The organism is Streptomyces kronopolitis, assembly GCF_014646275.1.
Classification (GTDB): Bacteria; Actinomycetota; Actinomycetes; order Streptomycetales; family Streptomycetaceae; genus Streptomyces; species Streptomyces kronopolitis.
Map to the genome: position 1 here is coordinate 112,324 of NZ_BMND01000012.1, position 17,202 is coordinate 129,525.

The window sequence follows — 17,202 nt, forward strand, 5'->3', positions numbered from 1 at the left end:
GCCATGAAAGCCGCACTCCGGCACCCGGGGAACGGGTGGTCAGGGAAACCGTCCCGCAGCACGATCTCCCGCGCTCACGCGCTACATCCTTCGGTCCACCGGCCGTACATCCCTGGTCAGAGCAGGCTCGGCCGCACGGGCGGGCAGCAGGAGCCGCAGCGGCAGATAGACCGCGACGGAGACCAGGAAGGCCACGTAGTAGGCGATATCGGCGCCGTGCAAGGCGGCCGCGACCGGGCCGACGAACAGGGTGGTGTCCATGAACGGCACCGCCGCGGCGAAGGCGGCCACAAAGGCCACACAGGCCGGCCACCACGGCTGCGGGCGGGCGAACTCGGCCGCGACATCGATCGGCGCACCCTGCCGGTCCCGGGCCCTCAGTCGCGCGTCGACCAGCACGATGCCCACGAATCCGGGGATCCAGTAGCCCACGAACAGCAGCAGGTTCTGGAAGCGCACCGTGGTGTCCGCGTCGTGCAGCCACAGCACCAGCAGAAAACCGAGTACGGCCGCGGCCGCCGCGGCGAGCGGCCGGGGCACCCGGATGCCGGCCGTCTGGAGTGCCAGCGAGCCGCTGTAGTCGTTCATGGCGTTGCTGCACACCGCCGCGGCCGCGATGGCCAGCAGACCGAAGGCGCCGAGCGCGCCGCCGCCCAGCAGCTTGTGCACCCCGGCGGCGGTCTGGTCGGTGAACAGCGCCGCACCCCACAGGCCGAGCGCCTGCACCCAGGCGAAGGACAGCACCATGCCGAGCAGGGAGTACCAGAACATCCGCGGCCCCGACGTCGTACGGGGCAGATAGCGGCTGAAGTCCGAGGCGTAGGGGGCCCACGAGATGGCCAGGCTCAGGGCGATGGTGCTGGTCAGGACGAAGGCGCCGAGGCGGTCGGCACCGTGCACGGACCCGTGCAGGGGCAGCGGCACACCGGACAGCAGCTTGGCACCGAGGACCAGGAACGCGGCGCCCAGCACGAAGGTCATCACCGTCTGGAGCCGGTGGAGGGCTTCGTAGCCGAAGACGCCGACCGCTCCCTGGAGCAGCAGGATCACCAGCGCACCGAGCCAGAACGGCCAGCCGAGCAGCTGGGCCAGTGCCTCACCCCCGAAGAGGCCGATCAGCGCGTCCCAGGCGACCGAGGAGAGCCACTGCATGATCCCGGGCAGCGCCACGCCTCGCCCGAAGGCCAGCCGCGACAGCGGCAGCTGTCCCGCCCCGGTCCGGCTGCCCCAGGTGCCGAGGTACGCGGCCGGCACCGCGCCGATGAGCGTGCCGAGGACCATGGCCGTGAACGCCGTCCAGAAGTCCAGCCCCAGGGTCACACCGACCGTGCCGGAGAACACCCCGGTCATGGTCAGATTGGGCGCGAACCATACGGTGAAAAGGCGGGCAGGCTTTCCGTAGCGGTTGTTTTCGGGCACCGGCTCGATCCCGTGCCGCTCGACCGCCAGGTCGCCGGCCCGGGCGGGCATCCGCCCGGCGAAGGCGGATTCTTCGAAGGTCATGACTCTCCAGGCGTCAACAGATGCGCCCTACGGTAAGCGGGCCGCCCGGAGCGTCCGGCAGGGGGCCCTGCCGCGGCAGTGCGGGGACGGAGCAGGCAACGGGCCTGCGGCGCGGCGTGCGGGGCACCTGTGGTGCCTGAAGCGTCCCCGTCAGCCCAGGGCGCGATCCAGGTTGAATGCGGCGCTGATCAGAGCCAGGTGCGTAAAGGCCTGCGGGAAGTTTCCGATCTGCTCGCCGGTGTGGCCGATTTCCTCGGCGAACAGCCCGAGGTGGTTGCCGTAGGTGAGCATCTTCTCGAAGGCGAGGCGGGCCTCGTCCACCCGGCCGGCGCGGGAGAGCGCCTCGACGTACCAGAACGAGCAGATGGAGAACGTCCCCTCCTCGCCCCGCAGCCCGTCGGGACTGTTGCTCGGGTCATAGCGGTAGACCAGGGAGTCGGAGACCAGTTCCTCGCCCAGGGCGTCCAGCGTCGAGAGCCACTTCGGGTCCGTGGGAGAGATGAACTTGGCCAGCGGCATCATCAGCACCGAGGCGTCGAGCACATCGTCGCCCTCGTGCTGCACAAACGCCTTCCGCTCGGGCGACCAGCCACGCTCCATGATGCGCCGGTAGATCGCGTCACGGGCCTGCGACCAGCGGAGCATGTCCGCCGGCAGGCCCCGGTGGGTGGCGAGCCGGATCGCCCGTTCGATGGCGACCCAGCACATCAGCTGCGAGTAGAGGAAGTTCTGGATCTTTCCCCGGGTCTCCCAGATGCCTTCGTCCGGCTGATCCCAGTTGTCACAGACCCAGTCAACGAGCGTGCCGACGGTGTCCCAGTGGTCGCTGGACAGCGGCTCTCCCCACTTGTCGTAGAGGTAGAGCGAGTCGATGAGGGCACCGTAGATATCCAGCTGGAGCTGGTTGACGGCGTTGTTGCCGATCCGCACGGGCGAGGAGCCCAAGTGGCCCTCCAGGTGGCGGAGTTCGACCTCGGGCAGATCGCTGCGGCCGTCGATGCCGTACATGATCTGCAAGGGGGCCTCGGGTCCGCCGCGGGGGCAGATGTTCTCGGACAGGAAGTGCACAAAGGACTTGGCCTCGTCGGTGAAGCCCAGTCTGAGCAGTGCGTAGATGCAGAACGCGGAGTCCCGCACCCAGGCGTAGCGGTAGTCCCAGTTGCGCTCGCCGCCGACCTGCTCCGGCAGGCTCGTCGTGGGGGCGGCCACGATGGCGCCGGTCGGCGCGTAGGTGAGGAGTTTGAGGGTGAGCGCGGAGCGGTGCACCATCTCCCGCCAGCGCCCCCGGTAGCGGGACTTCGACAGCCAGCCACGCCAGTAGTGCACCGTCGCGTTGAACAGCTCCTCCGCCTCCATGAGCGGGCAGCCCCGCAGCTCCACACCGTTGCCGATCCGGTCGAGCGCGAACACCGCGGTGTCCCCCTCGTTCAGCGTGAACGAGGAACGGGCGTCGGGGCCGTCGATCACGACCGGAACGCTGGACGTCAGCGCGAGGGAGAGCCCCGGCGACTCGAATACGGTGTGCCCCTGCCGGTCGTGCACGGTGTGCTCACTGCGCCCGTAGTCGAAGCGCGGCGCGACCCGGGCGCTGAACGGCAGCGAGCCGCGGACACACAGCACCCGCCGGATCAGCCGGTGCCGGTCCGCCTCACCGGAGTCGTCGACGATCGGCATGAAATCCTGGACCTCACCCACACCGTTGTCCGCGAAGAAGCGCGTGATCAGGATGTTGGTGTCCGGGAAGTAGAACTGCTTCGTCCGGGCGGGCACGTCCGGGGCCAGCTCGAAGGCCCCGCCGCGGTCGGCGTCCAGGATCGCGGCGAAGACGCTGGGGGCGTCGAAGCGCGTGCAGCAGTACCAGTCGATGGTGCCGTTGGTGCCGACCAGCGCAGCGGTCCGCATGTCGCCGATCAGCCCGTGTTCGGCGATGGGCGTATACCGCAGCGCATCGGCCCTGCTGGGGCGGAGACTCACACCGGCGGTCATCTGACCTCCCCGGCACTGAGGAGCGGAAACAGTGGATTCAGGTTACCTCCGGGTGGTTGCGGGCGGCGAGCGAGCGACTGCCGGGCGGATCCGGGTGCCGCCGACGGTGCCGGCGTCCGGGGATCCGAGTCCGGTCACGGAGGGGCGGGCCTCGGCTCAAGGAAGGGGTGTGCCTCGACGAGACCCGAATGCGGTGCGTTACGACCCGTCGCGCAGGGCATCCATTTCGGTCGCCCGGCCGCTCTCACCCGTGCCGCCGCACCAGCAGGCTCCCCAGCTCGGTGCGCCGGTGCAGTACGGACCGTCCCGCGCGGATCGTGGTGATCAGGCCCGCCCCGCGCAGTGCGGCGGCGTGGGCGGATGCGGTGGCGTCGCTGACGGCCAGTCGCCGGGCGAGCCGACCGGTGGTGTGTGGTCGGCCGTGCTCGCCCATCGGCACGAGCAGGTTCGCAGACGGCAGCTCGCCCACGCCACGCACGGGGTGTTCACCGACTACGCCGCCTTCGCGCCCCAGCTCCAGGCCGCCGGGCTGATGACGGCAGCCGGGCGGAACTCGCTGGTCGGCACGATCGATCCGGCGGTATCGGTGCCCCTGGTGCGCAGCGAGGTGTACTCGTTCTTCGTCCGGCATCTGCCCGCACCGCGCTGACCGCAGGCCGTTCGCGGTCCACCGGGTGACAGGCAGTCATCGTCCTGGCCAGTGAGTCGGGTGACGAGGTATCACGTCATCAACCCGATCACCCGCGACCCACCCCACCGGTATGAATTCCGGCCCCGCCTCTCGCCAGGTGCCTGCCCAGCGTAGGACCATGGCACGCCGCCTCGCGCGCACGCCCCGTTCCGTACGCCGTGCCCTCTGGAGGACCCGGACCATGAGCAGACCGCTCGCTGTACGTGGCCGCTTCGCCCCGCCGCACATGACTCTGCTGCTCAAGACCGTGCTCACCGCGCTGCTGCTCGGGTTGTCGCTCGCCGTGCCGCCCGGGACGGCGGCGCACGCGGCGAATCCGCCGGACGGCCCGTCGCCCGCGGCTGCCGCCGCCGACACCTACTGGACGCCCCAGCGGATGCGGGCGGCACAGCCCGCGATCGTCACCAGGGCTGCCGGGGCCGCGCGCCCGGCGGCGGACCCGCCCCCGCCGAGCCACCCGTTCGACGGCCTCCCCCAGGTGGGGACCTTCTTCTGGACGGACGGGAGCAACACCGGCCGGTTCTGCGGCGGAACGGTCGTCCGCAGCCCGCACCACGACCTCGTGGTCACCGCCGCGCACTGCCTGCGCTCGCCCGACCCGAAGCGCCGGCTGTCGTTCGTGCCGCAGTACCACGACGGGCTCAAGCCGCACGGTATCTACCCCGTCGACCGCATCTACCTCGACCAGCGGTATTACGACCTCGGCACGAGCGGCGGGGCGCGCTGGGACTTTGCCGTCGTACGGCTCGGCGCACGCGAGGACGGGGCCGAGGTGGAGGACGTCACCGGCGGCTTCACCCTCCTCCCCTATCCGGGGTACGACCACCGCAACGTGCGCCTCATCGGATATCCCGGTAACAGCGACACCACCCACCCCAAACCGCTGGACTGCGCCTCTTCCACGCACCGCTACACCAGTACGGACCCGGCCGCCCCCGGCGACTTCCTGGAAATTGCCTGCGCCGGCTACATCGGCGGCACATCCGGCGGCCCTTTCCTAGTAAGGGACTTCAGCGGATACGCCCTGATCGGCGTCATCGGCGGCTACCACACCGGCGGCGACTTCCCGGATGTCTCCTACAGTTCGTACTTCACCATCGACACCCTGGCGCTCTATGTACACGCAGTCGACGGCGATCCGCCGGCCACGCCCAGCCAAGACCGTCAGCCGAAGTAATCATCTGCGGAAGACGCCCGAACTGAGCGCCCCGAACTGCGCACGCTCGAAATGCCGCACGGCCGGGAGACCGCCCGATATCGGGTAGTGGGGGCACGGAGAGGCGGGACGTCGGGGTGAACTGGCCAACACGGTGCCGGGAGCGACATATCCGAGTATGGCGACGGCTCCTGTTAATGTCAGCGGTGGCGGAAAGCCGGTTTCCTCAGTCCGCGGTGGAAGGTGACGCCCGTTGGTGCCATCGTTTCTCTTGTCCGTACTGAATCGCCTCTTCGGTAATGAGGCGTGGCGCCGGCTTCATGCACAGGCGGCGCTCTGGGTGACGCTGGTCATGACCGCGGTGCTGCTCGGGGGTGCCGCTCTGGTCGTGGTCGCCGAATCCGGTGCGCCGCACGCCAATATCACGTCCTTTCCCAAGGGATTGTGGTGGGCGATCGAGACGGCCACGACCGTGGGCTACGGGGATTTCTATCCCGTCACGCTGTGGGGCCGCATCATCGCTTCCCTTCTCATGCTCAGCGCCATTACGGCCTTCGGCGTCATCACGGCCGCCCTGGCGACCTGGTTCGTCGGCCGCGCGGAGCAGGACCTGGTCCGCCTGGGCAAGACCGTGGGGAGCCATGCGCGGGACGACGCGGAGGCGCTCCGCACGGAGCTGCACACCCTGCACGCGCGCTTCGACCACGTCGAGAACCTGATCCGGGACAAGGGACCGCGCTCCACCACCTGACCGCCCGCCGCGGCATCCGGCAAGCACGGCCGCACCCGCCGTTTTCCGCCGCTCCGGAATCCGGCCGCAATTCCCGCGCCCTCCGCCTCCCCCTCCCCCTTACCTCGCCGAACTGGCCCCGAGGGACGCAGGGTTACACTCACCTGCGGTGTTCCGGCGGGTTTCCGGAGCCCGGAGAATCCGAGGACAGCCCCGGAATCCATGGACGGATTGCCGGGGCATCTTCCGAGTCGACGACGGTGGGTGCGAGGGTGGAGACGGTGCAGCGGTTCAGGGGCCCGTGGTTCGGGCGAATATCCTCGGACCGGACGTTGTCGGACTGTGGCACCGCGCTCGGAAAACACCTCCCCGGCCCACGGGCATTGGGCTGGTCCGTGACCGCGGTGTTTTTTGCTGTGTACACCCTGGTGTCGCTGCTCCGGAACGACCGCATGCTCAACGCCGGGTACGACCTGGGGATATTCGAGCAGGCCATCCGCACCTACGCACACGGTCAGGCACCGGTCGTGGAACTCAAGGGCCCGGGTTTCAATCTTCTCGGGGATCACTTCCATCCCATCCTGGTGCTCGTCGCCCCGCTGTACCGGCTGTTCCCCGGCTCGGTCACGCTGCTGGTAGTGCAGGCCGCTCTGATGGCGCTGGCCTGCTATCCCCTCACCCGCTGGGCGCACCGGGCCGTCGGGCCGGTCACCGGTCTGGTCGTGGGCTGCGGACTGGGGGCCTCCTGGGGGCTCGTCACGGGAGTCACCAAGGACTTCCACGAGATCTGCTTCGCGGTCCCGCTGCTCGCCTTCAGCGTGACCGCGCTCGGACACCGGCGCTGGCGGGCGGCGGCTGCCTGGGCGCTGCCGCTGCTGCTGGTGAAGGAGGACCTCGGGCTGACGCTCGCCGCCATTGGTGCCTATATCGCCTGGCAGGGGCTGCGCGAGCGCCGCGGGCCGGAAGCGCCGCGGCGGAACTCCCCGCTTCTGCTCGGCCTCGGCGTCGTCTGCCTCGGCGCGGCCGGGACGGCGCTGGAGGTCCTGGTCCTGCTGCCCGCCATGAACCCCAGAGGCGGTTTCGACTACTGGCAGCAGATGCCGGGCGAGGCCTCGACGGCATCCGGCGCCGTAGGGCTCGCCTCGCTCGGGCTCCATCTGTTCTGGCCGCCCATGAAGTGGCTGCTGCTGTTCATGCTCGCCGCGCCGACCGCCTTCGTCGGCCTGCGCTCGCCCCTGACGCTGCTGTGCGTGCCCACCCTCGCCTGGCGTCTGCTGGCCGGCAACGAGCACTACTGGCAGCCGAATTTCCACTACAACGCGATCCTGATGCCCCTGGTGTTCGCCGGTTTCATCGATGTGCTGCACCGGCGGACGGACCTGGTGCCGCCGGCCCGGCGCCGCCGGCTCCTCACCTTCTCCGCCGCCTTCACCGCGGTCACCGCGGCCGTGTATCCGCTCCACGACCTGGTGCTTCCCTCGGCATGGCGCACCCCCGCCCATGTCCGTACGGCGGAGCGGCTGCTGGCGCGCATACCCGACGGGGACACCGTCGCCTCGTCGAACCGGCTGGCACCGATGCTGACCGGACGGGCCACCGTCAGCCTCGTCTGCTTCGGCACCGGTCCCGATCCCGCGTCGCCGACCGCCCTGCCGGCCGATCCCCCGCGCTGGGTGGTGTCGGACCGTCAGGATCCGACCGTCAAGACTCCGTGCCCGGTGGCGCAGACGGAGCGCATGCTGCGGCTCTATCGTGCACACGGCTACGTCCGGGTGGCGGAGGAGGACGGGATCACCGTGCTGCGCCGACGGTAGCGGCACGGGGGCTGCGCCCCGCGTCGGCGAGGCCGCTGCTCTCCGGCGGCCGCCGCCGGGAACGGTCCGGCCGGCGAACGGCCGCCCGGGACCACGCCGCCACCTTTAAGCTGGTGCGCGTGATCAATTCCGCCGATGTCCGTCGTATCGCCCTCGCCCTCCCCGAGACGGTGGAGAAAGTGGCCTGGGAAATGCCCACGTTCCGGGTCGCCGGGAAGATGTTCGTCACCGTCCCCGACGACGAGACCTCGTTCGCCGTGCGGTGCCCCATTCATGAGCGGCAGGAATTGATCGCGGCGGAACCGGAAAAGTTCTGGGTGCCGCCCCATGAGGCCGGTTCCCATTGGGTGCGGGTACGGCTGTCCGCGCTGGAGGATCTGGACGAACTGCGGGACATCCTCGTGGACTCATGGAAGCAAGCGGCCCCGACGCGACTCCTGGACGCCTCCCCCGGAAATGACTAGGCAGCAGTCGGCCCCGGAGGGCGAGAGGTGCATCACTCGCGACGTCGGAGATCGCTCCAGTCCAGCGCCTGGGACGCGGTGAGCTGCGAATGCTCCGCGGCCTCACGGGCTTCGGCGAGGATATCGCCGTGCTCCTCGACGAGTTCTTCGTAGATGGGGGTGTGGCTGGCGGTGTGCGTGGAGGTCGTCATCTCGATCCCATTCCCTTGTGATTCGACTGCGGCTCAGTAGGTTCTTGCCGCCCTGGGAACTAGGGAACACCACGGTGAATACCTGGTGCGCAAAGGGAGGTTTTCCCCACGTGCGCCGCTCCCCCGTGCGGCGCTGGACATCGTGTCATGACCGTGGCGAGCACGCAAAGATCAGCTCAGCCCCTGAGACCGTTGACCATTGCACGGTTTAGGCGGGTAATGCCTGCATAGCGCCGGGGTGAAGACGCCAGATCCGGGTGCGGCCGCCGACACAAGTGAAACAGATAACAGTTCCCGTCGGACTCCTCGGGAGAATCCGGTCCTGCGGAGAATCCGGAGGAACCTCCCGCCCGCGCGGGGCGATCGACCGTGCGGCCGGATCCGCCCTCTTCCGCGCGTGCGTACGCCCGACCGCGTCCCCGCCTCCGGAATGGGCGAGAACCTGCCCCCGCCGGAGCGTCTTCAATGAAGATGGGCCCGTGCCAAGGTCAGGCCCGCCACCATCGGACCCGGTCTTGCCCTGCCGCTTGTCGACACAGCAACTGAGGGGAATCCCGTGGGTGAGGCGCTGTACGTGAGGTTTCAGGCGACCCGGCGCAGCCCCCGGGGGCACTTCCCCGGCGTCTTCGCCCTCGCCAACGGCCTGGCACGGGACGGCAGGCTGAGCGAGGAGCAGTACCGCTTCTGGCGCGCCGGGAACGACTGGTACGACGCCAACTACCCCAACCCCTCCGACACGGATCCCACCGTCTACGACCACGAACTGCACCCCGGAGCGGTGGCCTGGTTCAAGACCTCCGCCGTGCGGCTCATCGAGCGGGTGGACGGCTACCTGGACCTTCTGGCCGCGCACGACGTGGGCTGCGTGCGGGTGGAGTCCGCCGACCCCGGAAAGATCATTTACGAGGACGCCGAGCAGGTCGTCGTCGTGCCGTGGGAGCACGACAGCCTGCGGCCCCGGCGCGCGGCCGTGCAGCCGGACGACTCCTGAGCCACTCCCCTTCGGGCCGTCAGGCCGTCAGGCCTTCAGTGCGCGATGGAGTCGATCAGCTCGCGGGCGCCCTGGCGCAGCAGCGCGACGGCCACGGACGTGCCGAGCGTCTCCGGGGTGAGCGGGCCGGCCCATTCGTGGGCGTTGAGGACCGTCTTGCCGTCCGGGGTGAAGACGCAGGCACGCAGGGACAGTTCGCCGCGGCGGTCGGTCCTGGCGTAGCCGGCGATCGGGCTGTTGCAGTGGCCCTGGAGGACGTGCAGGAGCATGCGTTCGGCGGTGGTCTCCTGGAACGTCCGGGGGTGGCCCAGACCGCTGACGGCCTCGATGGTCTCGGTGTCGCCCGCGCGGCACTGGAGGGCGAGGACACCGGCTCCGATGGGCGGGCACATCTCGTCCACCGACAGGATCTGGCTGATCACGTCCGTGCGGCCGATGCGCTCGAGTCCGGAGACGGCCAGCAGCAGGGCGTCGGCCTCCCCGGCCGCGAGCTTTTCCATGCGACGGTTGGCATTACCACGCATCGGCACACACTGCAGGTGCGGATGGGAGGCCGCGAGCTGCGCGATCCGGCGGACCGAGGAGGTCCCGATCCGGGTGCCGTCGGGCAGCTCGTCCAGGGTGAGCCCGCCGGGGTGGATCAGCGCGTCCCGGACGTCATCGCGCTCCAGGAACGCGGCGAACGTCGTACCGGCCGGCAACGGGCGGTCGCCCGGGATGTCCTTGACGCAGTGCACCGCGAGGTCCGCCTCACCGGCGAGCAGGGCGGCGTCGACTTCCTTGGTGAACGCCCCCTTCCCCTCGACCTGGGACAGCGCGCCCATCCAGCGGTCGCCGGTCGTCTTGACCGGGACGACCTCCGTGGCGATGCCGGGGTGCAGCGTGCCGAGTTCGACACGGACGCGCTCCACCTGGGCCAGTGCCATGGGCGAGTCGCGCGAGACGATACGGATCAGTTCAGGGGCGGACATGCGCCCACGATAGACCGTCAGAACCGCGCCACGGCCACCCACCGGCCCGGCTCCACCGCCTCTCGAGGGATCCACCGCCCGGCGTCGACGCACCCTGGCCCCGGTTGGCCCCCGCCCGCCGAGGTGTCCGCGGCGGGTGCACCCCCGGGCGTCGTCGCACGTCCCGCGGGCATGACGGAGCCCAGGCCGACGACGGGGTCGGCCTGGGCTTGTCACGCGGTGCCCGGGTGGTCTCCGGTGTGCGAAGAAAACCGCTCAGGCACGTCTGTACGAGGAGAGGTGCGCGAACACCACGATGTTGTCGACGTAGTCCCTGACCTTCCGGTCATAGGCACCACCGCAGGTGATCACGCGCAGCTGGGCGGTGGGCGCGTCGGCGTAGACCCGGTCGTTGGGGAAGTTCGACTTGCTGAACGTCTCCACGGAGTCGACCTTGAACGTCGCGATGATTCCGTCCTCGCGGGTGATGTTGACCAGGGCGCCCGGCTTGAGGGATTCGAGCTGCAGGAACACCGCCGGTCCGGTCTTGGTGTCCACGTGACCGGCGATGATCGCGGAGCCGCGCTCACCCGGTGACGCGCCGTCCTTGTACCAGCCGACGAGGTTCCTGTCCCCCGGGGGCGGCGCGTTGAGCTGGCCGGTCGGGCCGAGGGTCAGCTGCGTGAAGGGCGCGTCGACGGCGATGTTCGGGATCGACACCCGCTTCGGCGCGGAGCGGGGCAGGGACAGATCGGGGACCGGCGCGGCGGCCGTACGACCGCCCGGGGTGGCCGAGGAGGCCACGGCGGGGCGGGTCAGCGGCTTGGGGTCCGCCGAGGTGTCCACGGAGTTGTAGACGAGGAGAGAGCCCAGCAGGAATGTTCCCGCAGACCACAGCAGGCCGCGGCCCACAGGGCGGGACGCGGAGGCGGTCCGGGGTGGACGGGAATTCGGCTGGGGCGACTGCGGGGCGGTCATGTGACGGTGCCTTTCATGAACGGGGCGACGGCGAGTGACGCAGGGGCGGTAACGAAAGCGCCGCGGCCACCGTCCACGAGGAGCGGTGGCCGCGACAGCAGAGCGGCCTCCGTGAGGAGGGGCCGGATCAGGCCGCAGAGGCGCCCGAGGCGTTACGGCGACGCAGCATGTACGCGCCGGCGCCGAGGCCACCGAGCATCAGCACGGAGCCGGCAGCCATGCCGCCACCGGTCGCCATGCCGCCACCGCCGGTGTGGATGCCACCGTGCGGCCGCTGGTGGTCACCGTAGCCGCCGTCACGGTCGCCGTAGCCACCACGACCGCCGTCACGGTCGCCGTAGCCACCGCGGCCGTGGTCGCGGTCGCCGCCGCGGCCGTGGCCACCGTCGCGACCGCCGTCACGGCCACCGTCACGCCCGCCGCGGCCACCGTCACGACCGCCGTCACGACCGCCGTCACGGCCGCCGCGGCCGTGGTCGTCGCCGTAGCCACTGCCCTGGTCCCAGTCGTTCACGACGGCCTTGGCGAGGGCGCCACCACCGGTGTGCACACCACCGCTGGGCATCCGCCCGTCACGGCAGTCGTCCCAGTGACCACGGCCGTAGCCGCCGTAGCCGCCGCGGCCGTCACGGTCGCCACCGCGGCCCCGGTCGCGGTCGCCGCCACGGTCACGGTCGCCGCGTCCACCGCGGCCATCGCGGTCGCCACCGCGGTCACGGTCGCGGTCGCCGCCACGGTCACGGTCGCCGCGTCCACCGCGGCCGTCACGGTCGCCGCCACGGCCGTGGTCACGGCAGTGGTCGCGGTCGCCGCGTCCGCCGCGGCCGTCGCGGTCGCCGCCACGGCCGTGGTCACGGTCACGGCCGTTCCGGTCGTGGTCATTGCTGGCGGAGGTGGTACCACTGTTCGCGGCACTGTCCTCCGAGATCATTGCGTTCGCAGCAGGGGCAGAGATGGCGAGCACCGCCGTAATGGCGGCCGAAGCGAACAAGGTGCGAGCAGTGCGCATGGGAACATGTTCCTTTCGGCGCGACTGCGAAGGTCGACTCTTTGTCGGCTCATCGGATCGCAGTGGCGACGTGATCACCGTCAGCCGGATCGCGGCCCCGCACCACCGGAGAACCTCGCATTCGAGGTACGCCCTGGGCTCTTCGGGTGGCCCTGGGGGGTGGATTCACCCGTTGGACGGCGCGCGTCGTCGGCGTGTCGCGTAACGAGTGGGCTAAAGGGCCTTCGACGGCCCGTCAGAGCGGGGATTTTCCGGGCCGAACGCAGGGGTGGGAGCGGCTGCGAGCGGGGGCTCCGGCGAGACGTCGACGGCCTCCGGCGGGGGGCGACGCCTCGGGGCCGGGTGCCGGGCGCACCGGGCATCGCCCCGGCGCCCCTGATGTTCCGGGCGGATGCACAGCCACGAGGAAGCCCGTACCCGAGTGCGACACACCTACGCCTGCGCCCACACCCTTGAGCGCACCCCTGGTCCACATCCGCCCGGCAGAGTCGTCATCGCCAAGTCACACATGGCAAGCCGGGCTGCCCCACGATGAACTCAGCTGCCGGCAAGTGCTTTGCACTGGGCGGCAATTGGTCTGGTTGTTTGCGTAACACCCTTCCAGGATCAGGTGATTCGTGCGGCGGAGTGCGACCAGGGCCTCTCTCGGGTCACCGGCCGCGCGCCCCCACGCTCTGCCGCGACAACGGGTACCCAGGCCCGTTCCCCCGGCGGGCGAAGCACCGCCGATAGCGCCCGCCCGGGTCGGCACTCCAGGCCCCGCCCCTCGGACACAAAGGGCGGAGGATTCTCACTCGGATTGAGGAATTCATACGCCCAACGGGGTCCTCCGACCGGCGGTCTGATGTTCCACGTGAAACATCCACTACCTGTCGCGTGCCCGCTCAGGTGGCGCTGTCGCGGAGGGCCTTTTCGACGATCGCTTCCAGTCGGGAGTGGTGGGCCCCTCTCCAGTAGACGCGACCGCATGCGGTGCACTGGGCGAAGACGTCATACGTCCGCTGGGTGCCGTGCTCAAGTCGCTCACGGACCGATTCCTTGTCGGCGTCGGTCAGCCGGCCGTTGCATGCCGTGCAGCGCGTCCAGGGCGCGAGGGTGGGCGCGAACCGGCCCAGTACGTCCTGAAGTTGTTCGTCGGGCTGATCGCTGTAGAGGAACGCGCCCGCCCAGATCTCCCGCCGTCGCAGCAGCCCTCGGTCCCGGGAGAGCAGTACCCGCTGCTCCTGCGCCGAGAGCGCCGCCAGCGCGGGGTCGCCGGGGTCCTCGTTCGTGTACGCCGCGTCGACCCCGAGCAGTCGCAGCCTGCGCGCCAGGGTGCCGAGGTGTACGTCGAGCAGAAACCGCAGCGGCGCACCCGGGATCCGCTGGGGCCGCTCGACGGCGGACACCTCGACGCTCTCGCCCGCCCGCGGGACACGGGAGACGGGAACCTCGGCGCCGTTCACGACGAGCCGCCCGACCTCGGTGAGCGGGACGCCCAGCGACTCGACGACATGCCCGAGCGTCGAGGAGCCGTCGGTCAGCACCGGCGTGCCGGCGACGGTGTGCGCCGAAGAGAGGAAAACGTGCAGCTCAGGGGCGAAGACGAAGGGGATCTCAGGACCGTTCACGCCGCACAGCATGTCATCGGCCGGACCGCACCGGCCAGCACATTCCCAGGGGCCGTAAACCCCTTGCCATGATCGTCCAGTGGCCGTGAGGATGACGCATGCCCACCTTCTCCGCCCCCGACGGCACCGATCTCGCCTTTCATGTCGTCGGCACGGGCAAGCCGCTGCTCTGCCTGCCCGGCGGACCCATGCGTGCCTCCTCGTACCTCGGAGACCTCGGTGGACTGTCGCGGCAACGGCAGTTGATCCTGCTCGATCTGCGGGGCACCGGCGACTCCGGCGTCCCCACCGACCCGGCCGGCTACCGCTGCGACCGGCAGGTCACCGATGTCGAGGCCCTGCGCCGGCACCTCGGCCTGGACCGCGTCGATGTCCTCGCCCACTCGGCGGCCGGCGATCTCGCTCTCCTTCACGCGGCCCGACACCCCGCACACATCCGGACGTTGACCCTGGTCACGGCCCGGGCCCGCGCCCTCGGCATCGACTTCACCCATGAGCACCGCATGGAGGCGGCCGCCCTGCGCACGTCCGAGCCGTGGTTCGACTCCGCGCACGAGGCCTACAAGGCCATCTGGGCGGGCACCGCGACCGATGCCGAGTGGGACGCCGGCACCCCCTTCTTCTACGGCCGGTGGGACGCGACCGCACAGGAACACGCCGCCGCCGAGGTGGCGCAGACCAACGACGAGGCCGCCGAGGTCTACGCGGCTTCCGGTGCCTTCGATCCGTCCGCCACGCGCGCCGCGCTCGCCGCTCTGAGTGCGCCGGTGCTGCTGCTGGCCGGCGAACTGGACGGCGGTCCACGTCCCCATGTCGCCGCCGCGGCGGCACGACTGCTCCCCGGCGCCGAACTCTCCGTCCAGCCGGGCGGCGGCCACTACCCATGGCTCGACGACCCCGTTCACTTCACCCGGACCGTCGGCGCCTTCCTCGACCGTGCCGCTCAGCCCACGGCCGCCGTCGGCACAAGCGGGGACGTCAATGATGCTGCGGAAGGTCTCGCCGAGGGGTGAGCGCGCAGGGGTACGTCTCCTTCGCGCGCTGCACTTTCGGGTGAATGGCTCGGGGGCGCGTGGCGGGGAGGGCGCGCCGCCGAGCCCAAGGGGTGAGACGGCGCACGGCGGTCCGCGGCGCAACTGGGATGCAGCAACGGGCCTTGGACCGGCAGTACGGAAGGATCGCGGCCCGGCCACCACATGGGGCTAAAGCCCTTGCACAGGGCAGTAGTTGAGATTGCGCCCGATGCTTCGCCGCTTCAGCGCCCCTGACCTGGCCGGTCCCTGTCAGTGCCGAGAAGCGTTCCAGCCCCGTCCGGCGACAGTCCGGAGCGGGTTCCGCCCCGTGCCATAGTGCCCGCATGAAGACGATCGGGCTGCTCGGAGGCATGAGCTGGGAGTCGACGGCGGAGTACTACCGGCTGCTGAATGAACTGACGCGGGAGCGTCTGGGCGGCCTGCACTCCTCGCGCCTCGTGCTCTACTCCATGGACTTCGCGGAGATCGAACGGCTCCAGACCGATGGCCAGTGGGAGCAGGCCGCCGAGGCGCTCGCCGAAGCCGCCAGAGCGCTGGAGGCTGCCGGCGCCGACATACTGCTGATCTGCACCAACACCATGCACAAGGTCGCCGACCCGGTGGCCGCGGCCGTCACCGTCCCGCTGCTGCACCTCGCCGACACCACGGCGGATGCGGTCCGCGACGGCGGCCTGCGCCGCATCGGGCTGCTGGGCACCGCCTTCACGATGGAGCAGGACTTCTACCGCGGCCGGCTGGAGAGTCACGGGCTGGAGGTGCTGGTCCCGGACGACGCCGGACGCAGCATCGTCCACCGCACGATCTACGAGGAGCTGTGCCAGGGCATCGTCCGCGAGGAGTCCCGGCAGTCGTTCATGACCGTCATCAGGGATCTCGTCGCCGCCGGGGCCGAGGGCATCGTGCTGGGCTGCACCGAGATCGAGCTGCTCATCAAGGCGGAGCACAGCTCGGTGCCGGTATTTCCCACCACACGACTGCATGCCGAAGCCGCCGTCACCCGCGCGCTCGCCGGCACCTCGTGATCCGGCGGTTCGAATAGTCCGACAGATCCGGCATTCCGCACCCTTTCCGAGTTGAAGGCTGCGGAATCGCCAACTGACCGCCGCTTTCGGGTGCTTGGCCAGGAGCAGGTTTGAAGCCGCGGCAGGTACGCTGACGTGGTGTCGAATACCGAGTTAGAGCGACTGGCCAGGATCCGGATGCACATCACCGGTGAGACGCTGGAACGCGCCATGGCCGTACTCGAAGGACACGCTTCACCCTCTGAATCCCATACCGGGCTCGGCACCGCGGCCGACACCGGTGCCGACGCCGCCGGAGACCACGAGGCTGGCGAGGCCGCCCCGTCCGCAGATGCAGCGGATTCCGCTGAGGCCGTCGACGGCAGCGAGCACACGCTCAGGCGGGACGAGCAGCGCACTCCCCCGCGGCGAGGTCATCTCCGCGGGCTCTGAGCGCGCCCCGGCGCGATGACGGACCGCCGGTGGAAGCGACACGAACAGCCACCACTCCCCACCGAGGGTCATGGCCGATCCTCTGCCCGTATCCCCGGCTCCGGCTCCGGACATGCTGCTGCCGACCCTCCACGCAGGGTGAACGGTCGACGGGCGGTCCCAGCCGCCGGAGGGGGCCGGAGGTCAGCGGCTCACGGGGTGAGGGGCCGCGCCAGCAGGGGTGTCTTGAGCATCTGATGCCCGCCGCTGGCCTGCATGCGCACCTCGCCGCGGTCACTGATCTCTGCGCGCACGATCCCCGATTCATCCTCGTAGACCGGATATCCGCCGGCTCCCGCCCGCTCGGTACGCCGGACGATCACCACGTCGTCCTCCACAGCGGGCGCTTGAAATACCAGCTCATAGCTTTCCGGGTAATCCATAGTGGCCTCCCGAATACGTTCGGCAGGTGCTGTGGGCGGCGCTCCCCACGCCGCTGGACATGCGCCGCTGCACCTCGGCCTCTCCATCGTCACTCACTCCCGCCCACCGCGCCTCACAGGAAGCGCGCCTCACAGGAAGAGCGAGCTACGGAGAGCAAGCCGCGCCCTTGCCGCGGCGGCTCCGGAGGTGTGCCCCGCCCCCGCGCGCTGTCACGGGAG

The 17,202-nt window shown here is 70.2% G+C and carries 19 protein-coding genes; 9 read left to right on the plus strand and 10 right to left on the minus strand.

All coding sequences use genetic code 11. From position 1 onward, the window contains the following. Positions 1-81 precede the first annotated feature (81 nt). The 3 genes from IEY78_RS15760 to IEY78_RS15770 form a co-directional block, all read right to left on the minus strand. Positions 82-1,503, minus strand: a complete 1,422-nt coding sequence (locus tag IEY78_RS15760; RefSeq protein ID WP_229699974.1) for a purine-cytosine permease family protein — start codon at positions 1,501-1,503, stop codon at positions 82-84. A 150-nt stretch (positions 1,504-1,653) separates the two neighbouring features. Continuing rightward, positions 1,654-3,489, minus strand: a complete 1,836-nt coding sequence (locus tag IEY78_RS15765) for a glycoside hydrolase family 15 protein (protein WP_189098652.1) — start codon at positions 3,487-3,489, stop codon at positions 1,654-1,656. 244 nt (positions 3,490-3,733) lie between these two features. Beyond that, a complete protein-coding gene (locus IEY78_RS15770; protein ID WP_373294163.1) occupies positions 3,734-3,922 on the minus strand; it encodes a hypothetical protein in 189 nt (62 codons plus the stop codon). On the opposite strand from IEY78_RS15770, the gene IEY78_RS15775 reads away from it, so the two are divergent. The 5 genes from IEY78_RS15775 to IEY78_RS15795 all read left to right on the plus strand — a co-directional run bounded on the left by IEY78_RS15775 (position 3,911) and on the right by IEY78_RS15795 (position 8,344). After that, on the plus strand, positions 3,911-4,138 hold the full coding sequence (locus IEY78_RS15775; RefSeq protein WP_189098653.1) for a hypothetical protein: 228 nt from the start codon (positions 3,911-3,913) through the stop codon (positions 4,136-4,138). The genes IEY78_RS15770 and IEY78_RS15775 overlap by 12 nt on opposite strands. A 223-nt stretch (positions 4,139-4,361) precedes the next feature. Further along, positions 4,362-5,357 (plus strand): trypsin-like serine peptidase, encoded by a 996-nt coding sequence (locus tag IEY78_RS15780; RefSeq protein WP_229699975.1) that lies wholly within the window; start codon positions 4,362-4,364, stop codon positions 5,355-5,357. A gap of 232 nt (positions 5,358-5,589) precedes the next feature. Beyond that, positions 5,590-6,087 carry a potassium channel family protein gene (locus tag IEY78_RS15785; RefSeq protein WP_373294164.1) on the plus strand — a complete coding sequence of 166 codons (498 nt, stop codon included), beginning with the start codon at positions 5,590-5,592 and terminating at the stop codon, positions 6,085-6,087. A 383-nt stretch (positions 6,088-6,470) separates the two neighbouring features. Then, positions 6,471-7,880: a DUF2079 domain-containing protein gene (locus IEY78_RS15790; protein WP_229699976.1), complete on the plus strand. Its 1,410-nt coding sequence runs from the start codon at positions 6,471-6,473 to the stop codon at positions 7,878-7,880. 119 nt (positions 7,881-7,999) lie between these two features. Beyond that, positions 8,000-8,344, plus strand: a complete 345-nt coding sequence (locus IEY78_RS15795; RefSeq protein WP_189098656.1) for an MmcQ/YjbR family DNA-binding protein — start codon at positions 8,000-8,002, stop codon at positions 8,342-8,344. A 32-nt stretch (positions 8,345-8,376) separates the two neighbouring features. Here IEY78_RS15795 and IEY78_RS15800 read toward each other — a convergent pair whose 3' ends face one another. Next, on the minus strand, positions 8,377-8,535 hold the full coding sequence (locus tag IEY78_RS15800) for a hypothetical protein (protein ID WP_189098659.1): 159 nt from the start codon (positions 8,533-8,535) through the stop codon (positions 8,377-8,379). 556 nt (positions 8,536-9,091) lie between these two features. Between IEY78_RS15800 and IEY78_RS15805 the strand changes: the two genes are divergently transcribed. Next, complete coding sequence (locus IEY78_RS15805; protein WP_189098660.1) at positions 9,092-9,526, plus strand: hypothetical protein; 435 nt, start codon at positions 9,092-9,094, stop codon at positions 9,524-9,526. Positions 9,527-9,561: 35 nt separating this feature from the next. On the opposite strand, the gene hemC is transcribed toward IEY78_RS15805, so the two are convergent. The 5 genes from hemC to IEY78_RS15830 all read right to left on the minus strand — a co-directional run bounded on the left by hemC (position 9,562) and on the right by IEY78_RS15830 (position 14,073). After that, the gene (gene hemC / locus IEY78_RS15810; RefSeq protein ID WP_189098662.1) at positions 9,562-10,497 is read right to left on the minus strand and encodes a hydroxymethylbilane synthase; all 936 of its coding nucleotides are present in this window, start codon (positions 10,495-10,497) and stop codon (positions 9,562-9,564) included. Between the two features lie 255 nt (positions 10,498-10,752). Further along, entirely contained in the window at positions 10,753-11,454 is a 702-nt protein-coding gene (locus IEY78_RS15815) for a class F sortase (protein ID WP_189098664.1), read from the minus strand. Positions 11,455-11,581: 127 nt separating this feature from the next. Next, positions 11,582-12,019: a hypothetical protein gene (locus IEY78_RS15820; protein WP_189098665.1), complete on the minus strand. Its 438-nt coding sequence runs from the start codon at positions 12,017-12,019 to the stop codon at positions 11,582-11,584. Beyond that, positions 11,965-12,315, minus strand: a complete 351-nt coding sequence (locus tag IEY78_RS15825; protein ID WP_189098667.1) for a hypothetical protein — start codon at positions 12,313-12,315, stop codon at positions 11,965-11,967. The genes IEY78_RS15820 and IEY78_RS15825 overlap by 55 nt, the downstream gene beginning before the upstream one ends. A gap of 1,032 nt (positions 12,316-13,347) precedes the next feature. Continuing rightward, a complete protein-coding gene (locus IEY78_RS15830; RefSeq protein WP_189098669.1) occupies positions 13,348-14,073 on the minus strand; it encodes a Mut7-C RNAse domain-containing protein in 726 nt (241 codons plus the stop codon). Positions 14,074-14,171: 98 nt separating this feature from the next. Here IEY78_RS15830 and IEY78_RS15835 point away from each other — a divergent pair, with 98 nt between their 5' ends. The 3 genes from IEY78_RS15835 to IEY78_RS15845 all read left to right on the plus strand — a co-directional run bounded on the left by IEY78_RS15835 (position 14,172) and on the right by IEY78_RS15845 (position 16,561). After that, positions 14,172-15,086, plus strand: a complete 915-nt coding sequence (locus IEY78_RS15835; RefSeq protein ID WP_189098671.1) for an alpha/beta fold hydrolase — start codon at positions 14,172-14,174, stop codon at positions 15,084-15,086. Between the two features lie 344 nt (positions 15,087-15,430). Continuing rightward, positions 15,431-16,129 carry an aspartate/glutamate racemase family protein gene (locus IEY78_RS15840; protein ID WP_189098673.1) on the plus strand — a complete coding sequence of 233 codons (699 nt, stop codon included), beginning with the start codon at positions 15,431-15,433 and terminating at the stop codon, positions 16,127-16,129. Between the two features lie 138 nt (positions 16,130-16,267). After that, positions 16,268-16,561: a hypothetical protein gene (locus tag IEY78_RS15845; protein ID WP_189098675.1), complete on the plus strand. Its 294-nt coding sequence runs from the start codon at positions 16,268-16,270 to the stop codon at positions 16,559-16,561. 191 nt (positions 16,562-16,752) lie between these two features. Here IEY78_RS15845 and IEY78_RS15850 read toward each other — a convergent pair whose 3' ends face one another. Continuing rightward, positions 16,753-16,983, minus strand: coding sequence for a DUF6296 family protein (locus tag IEY78_RS15850; protein WP_189098676.1), 231 nt, complete (start codon positions 16,981-16,983; stop codon positions 16,753-16,755). Positions 16,984-17,202 lie beyond the last annotated feature (219 nt).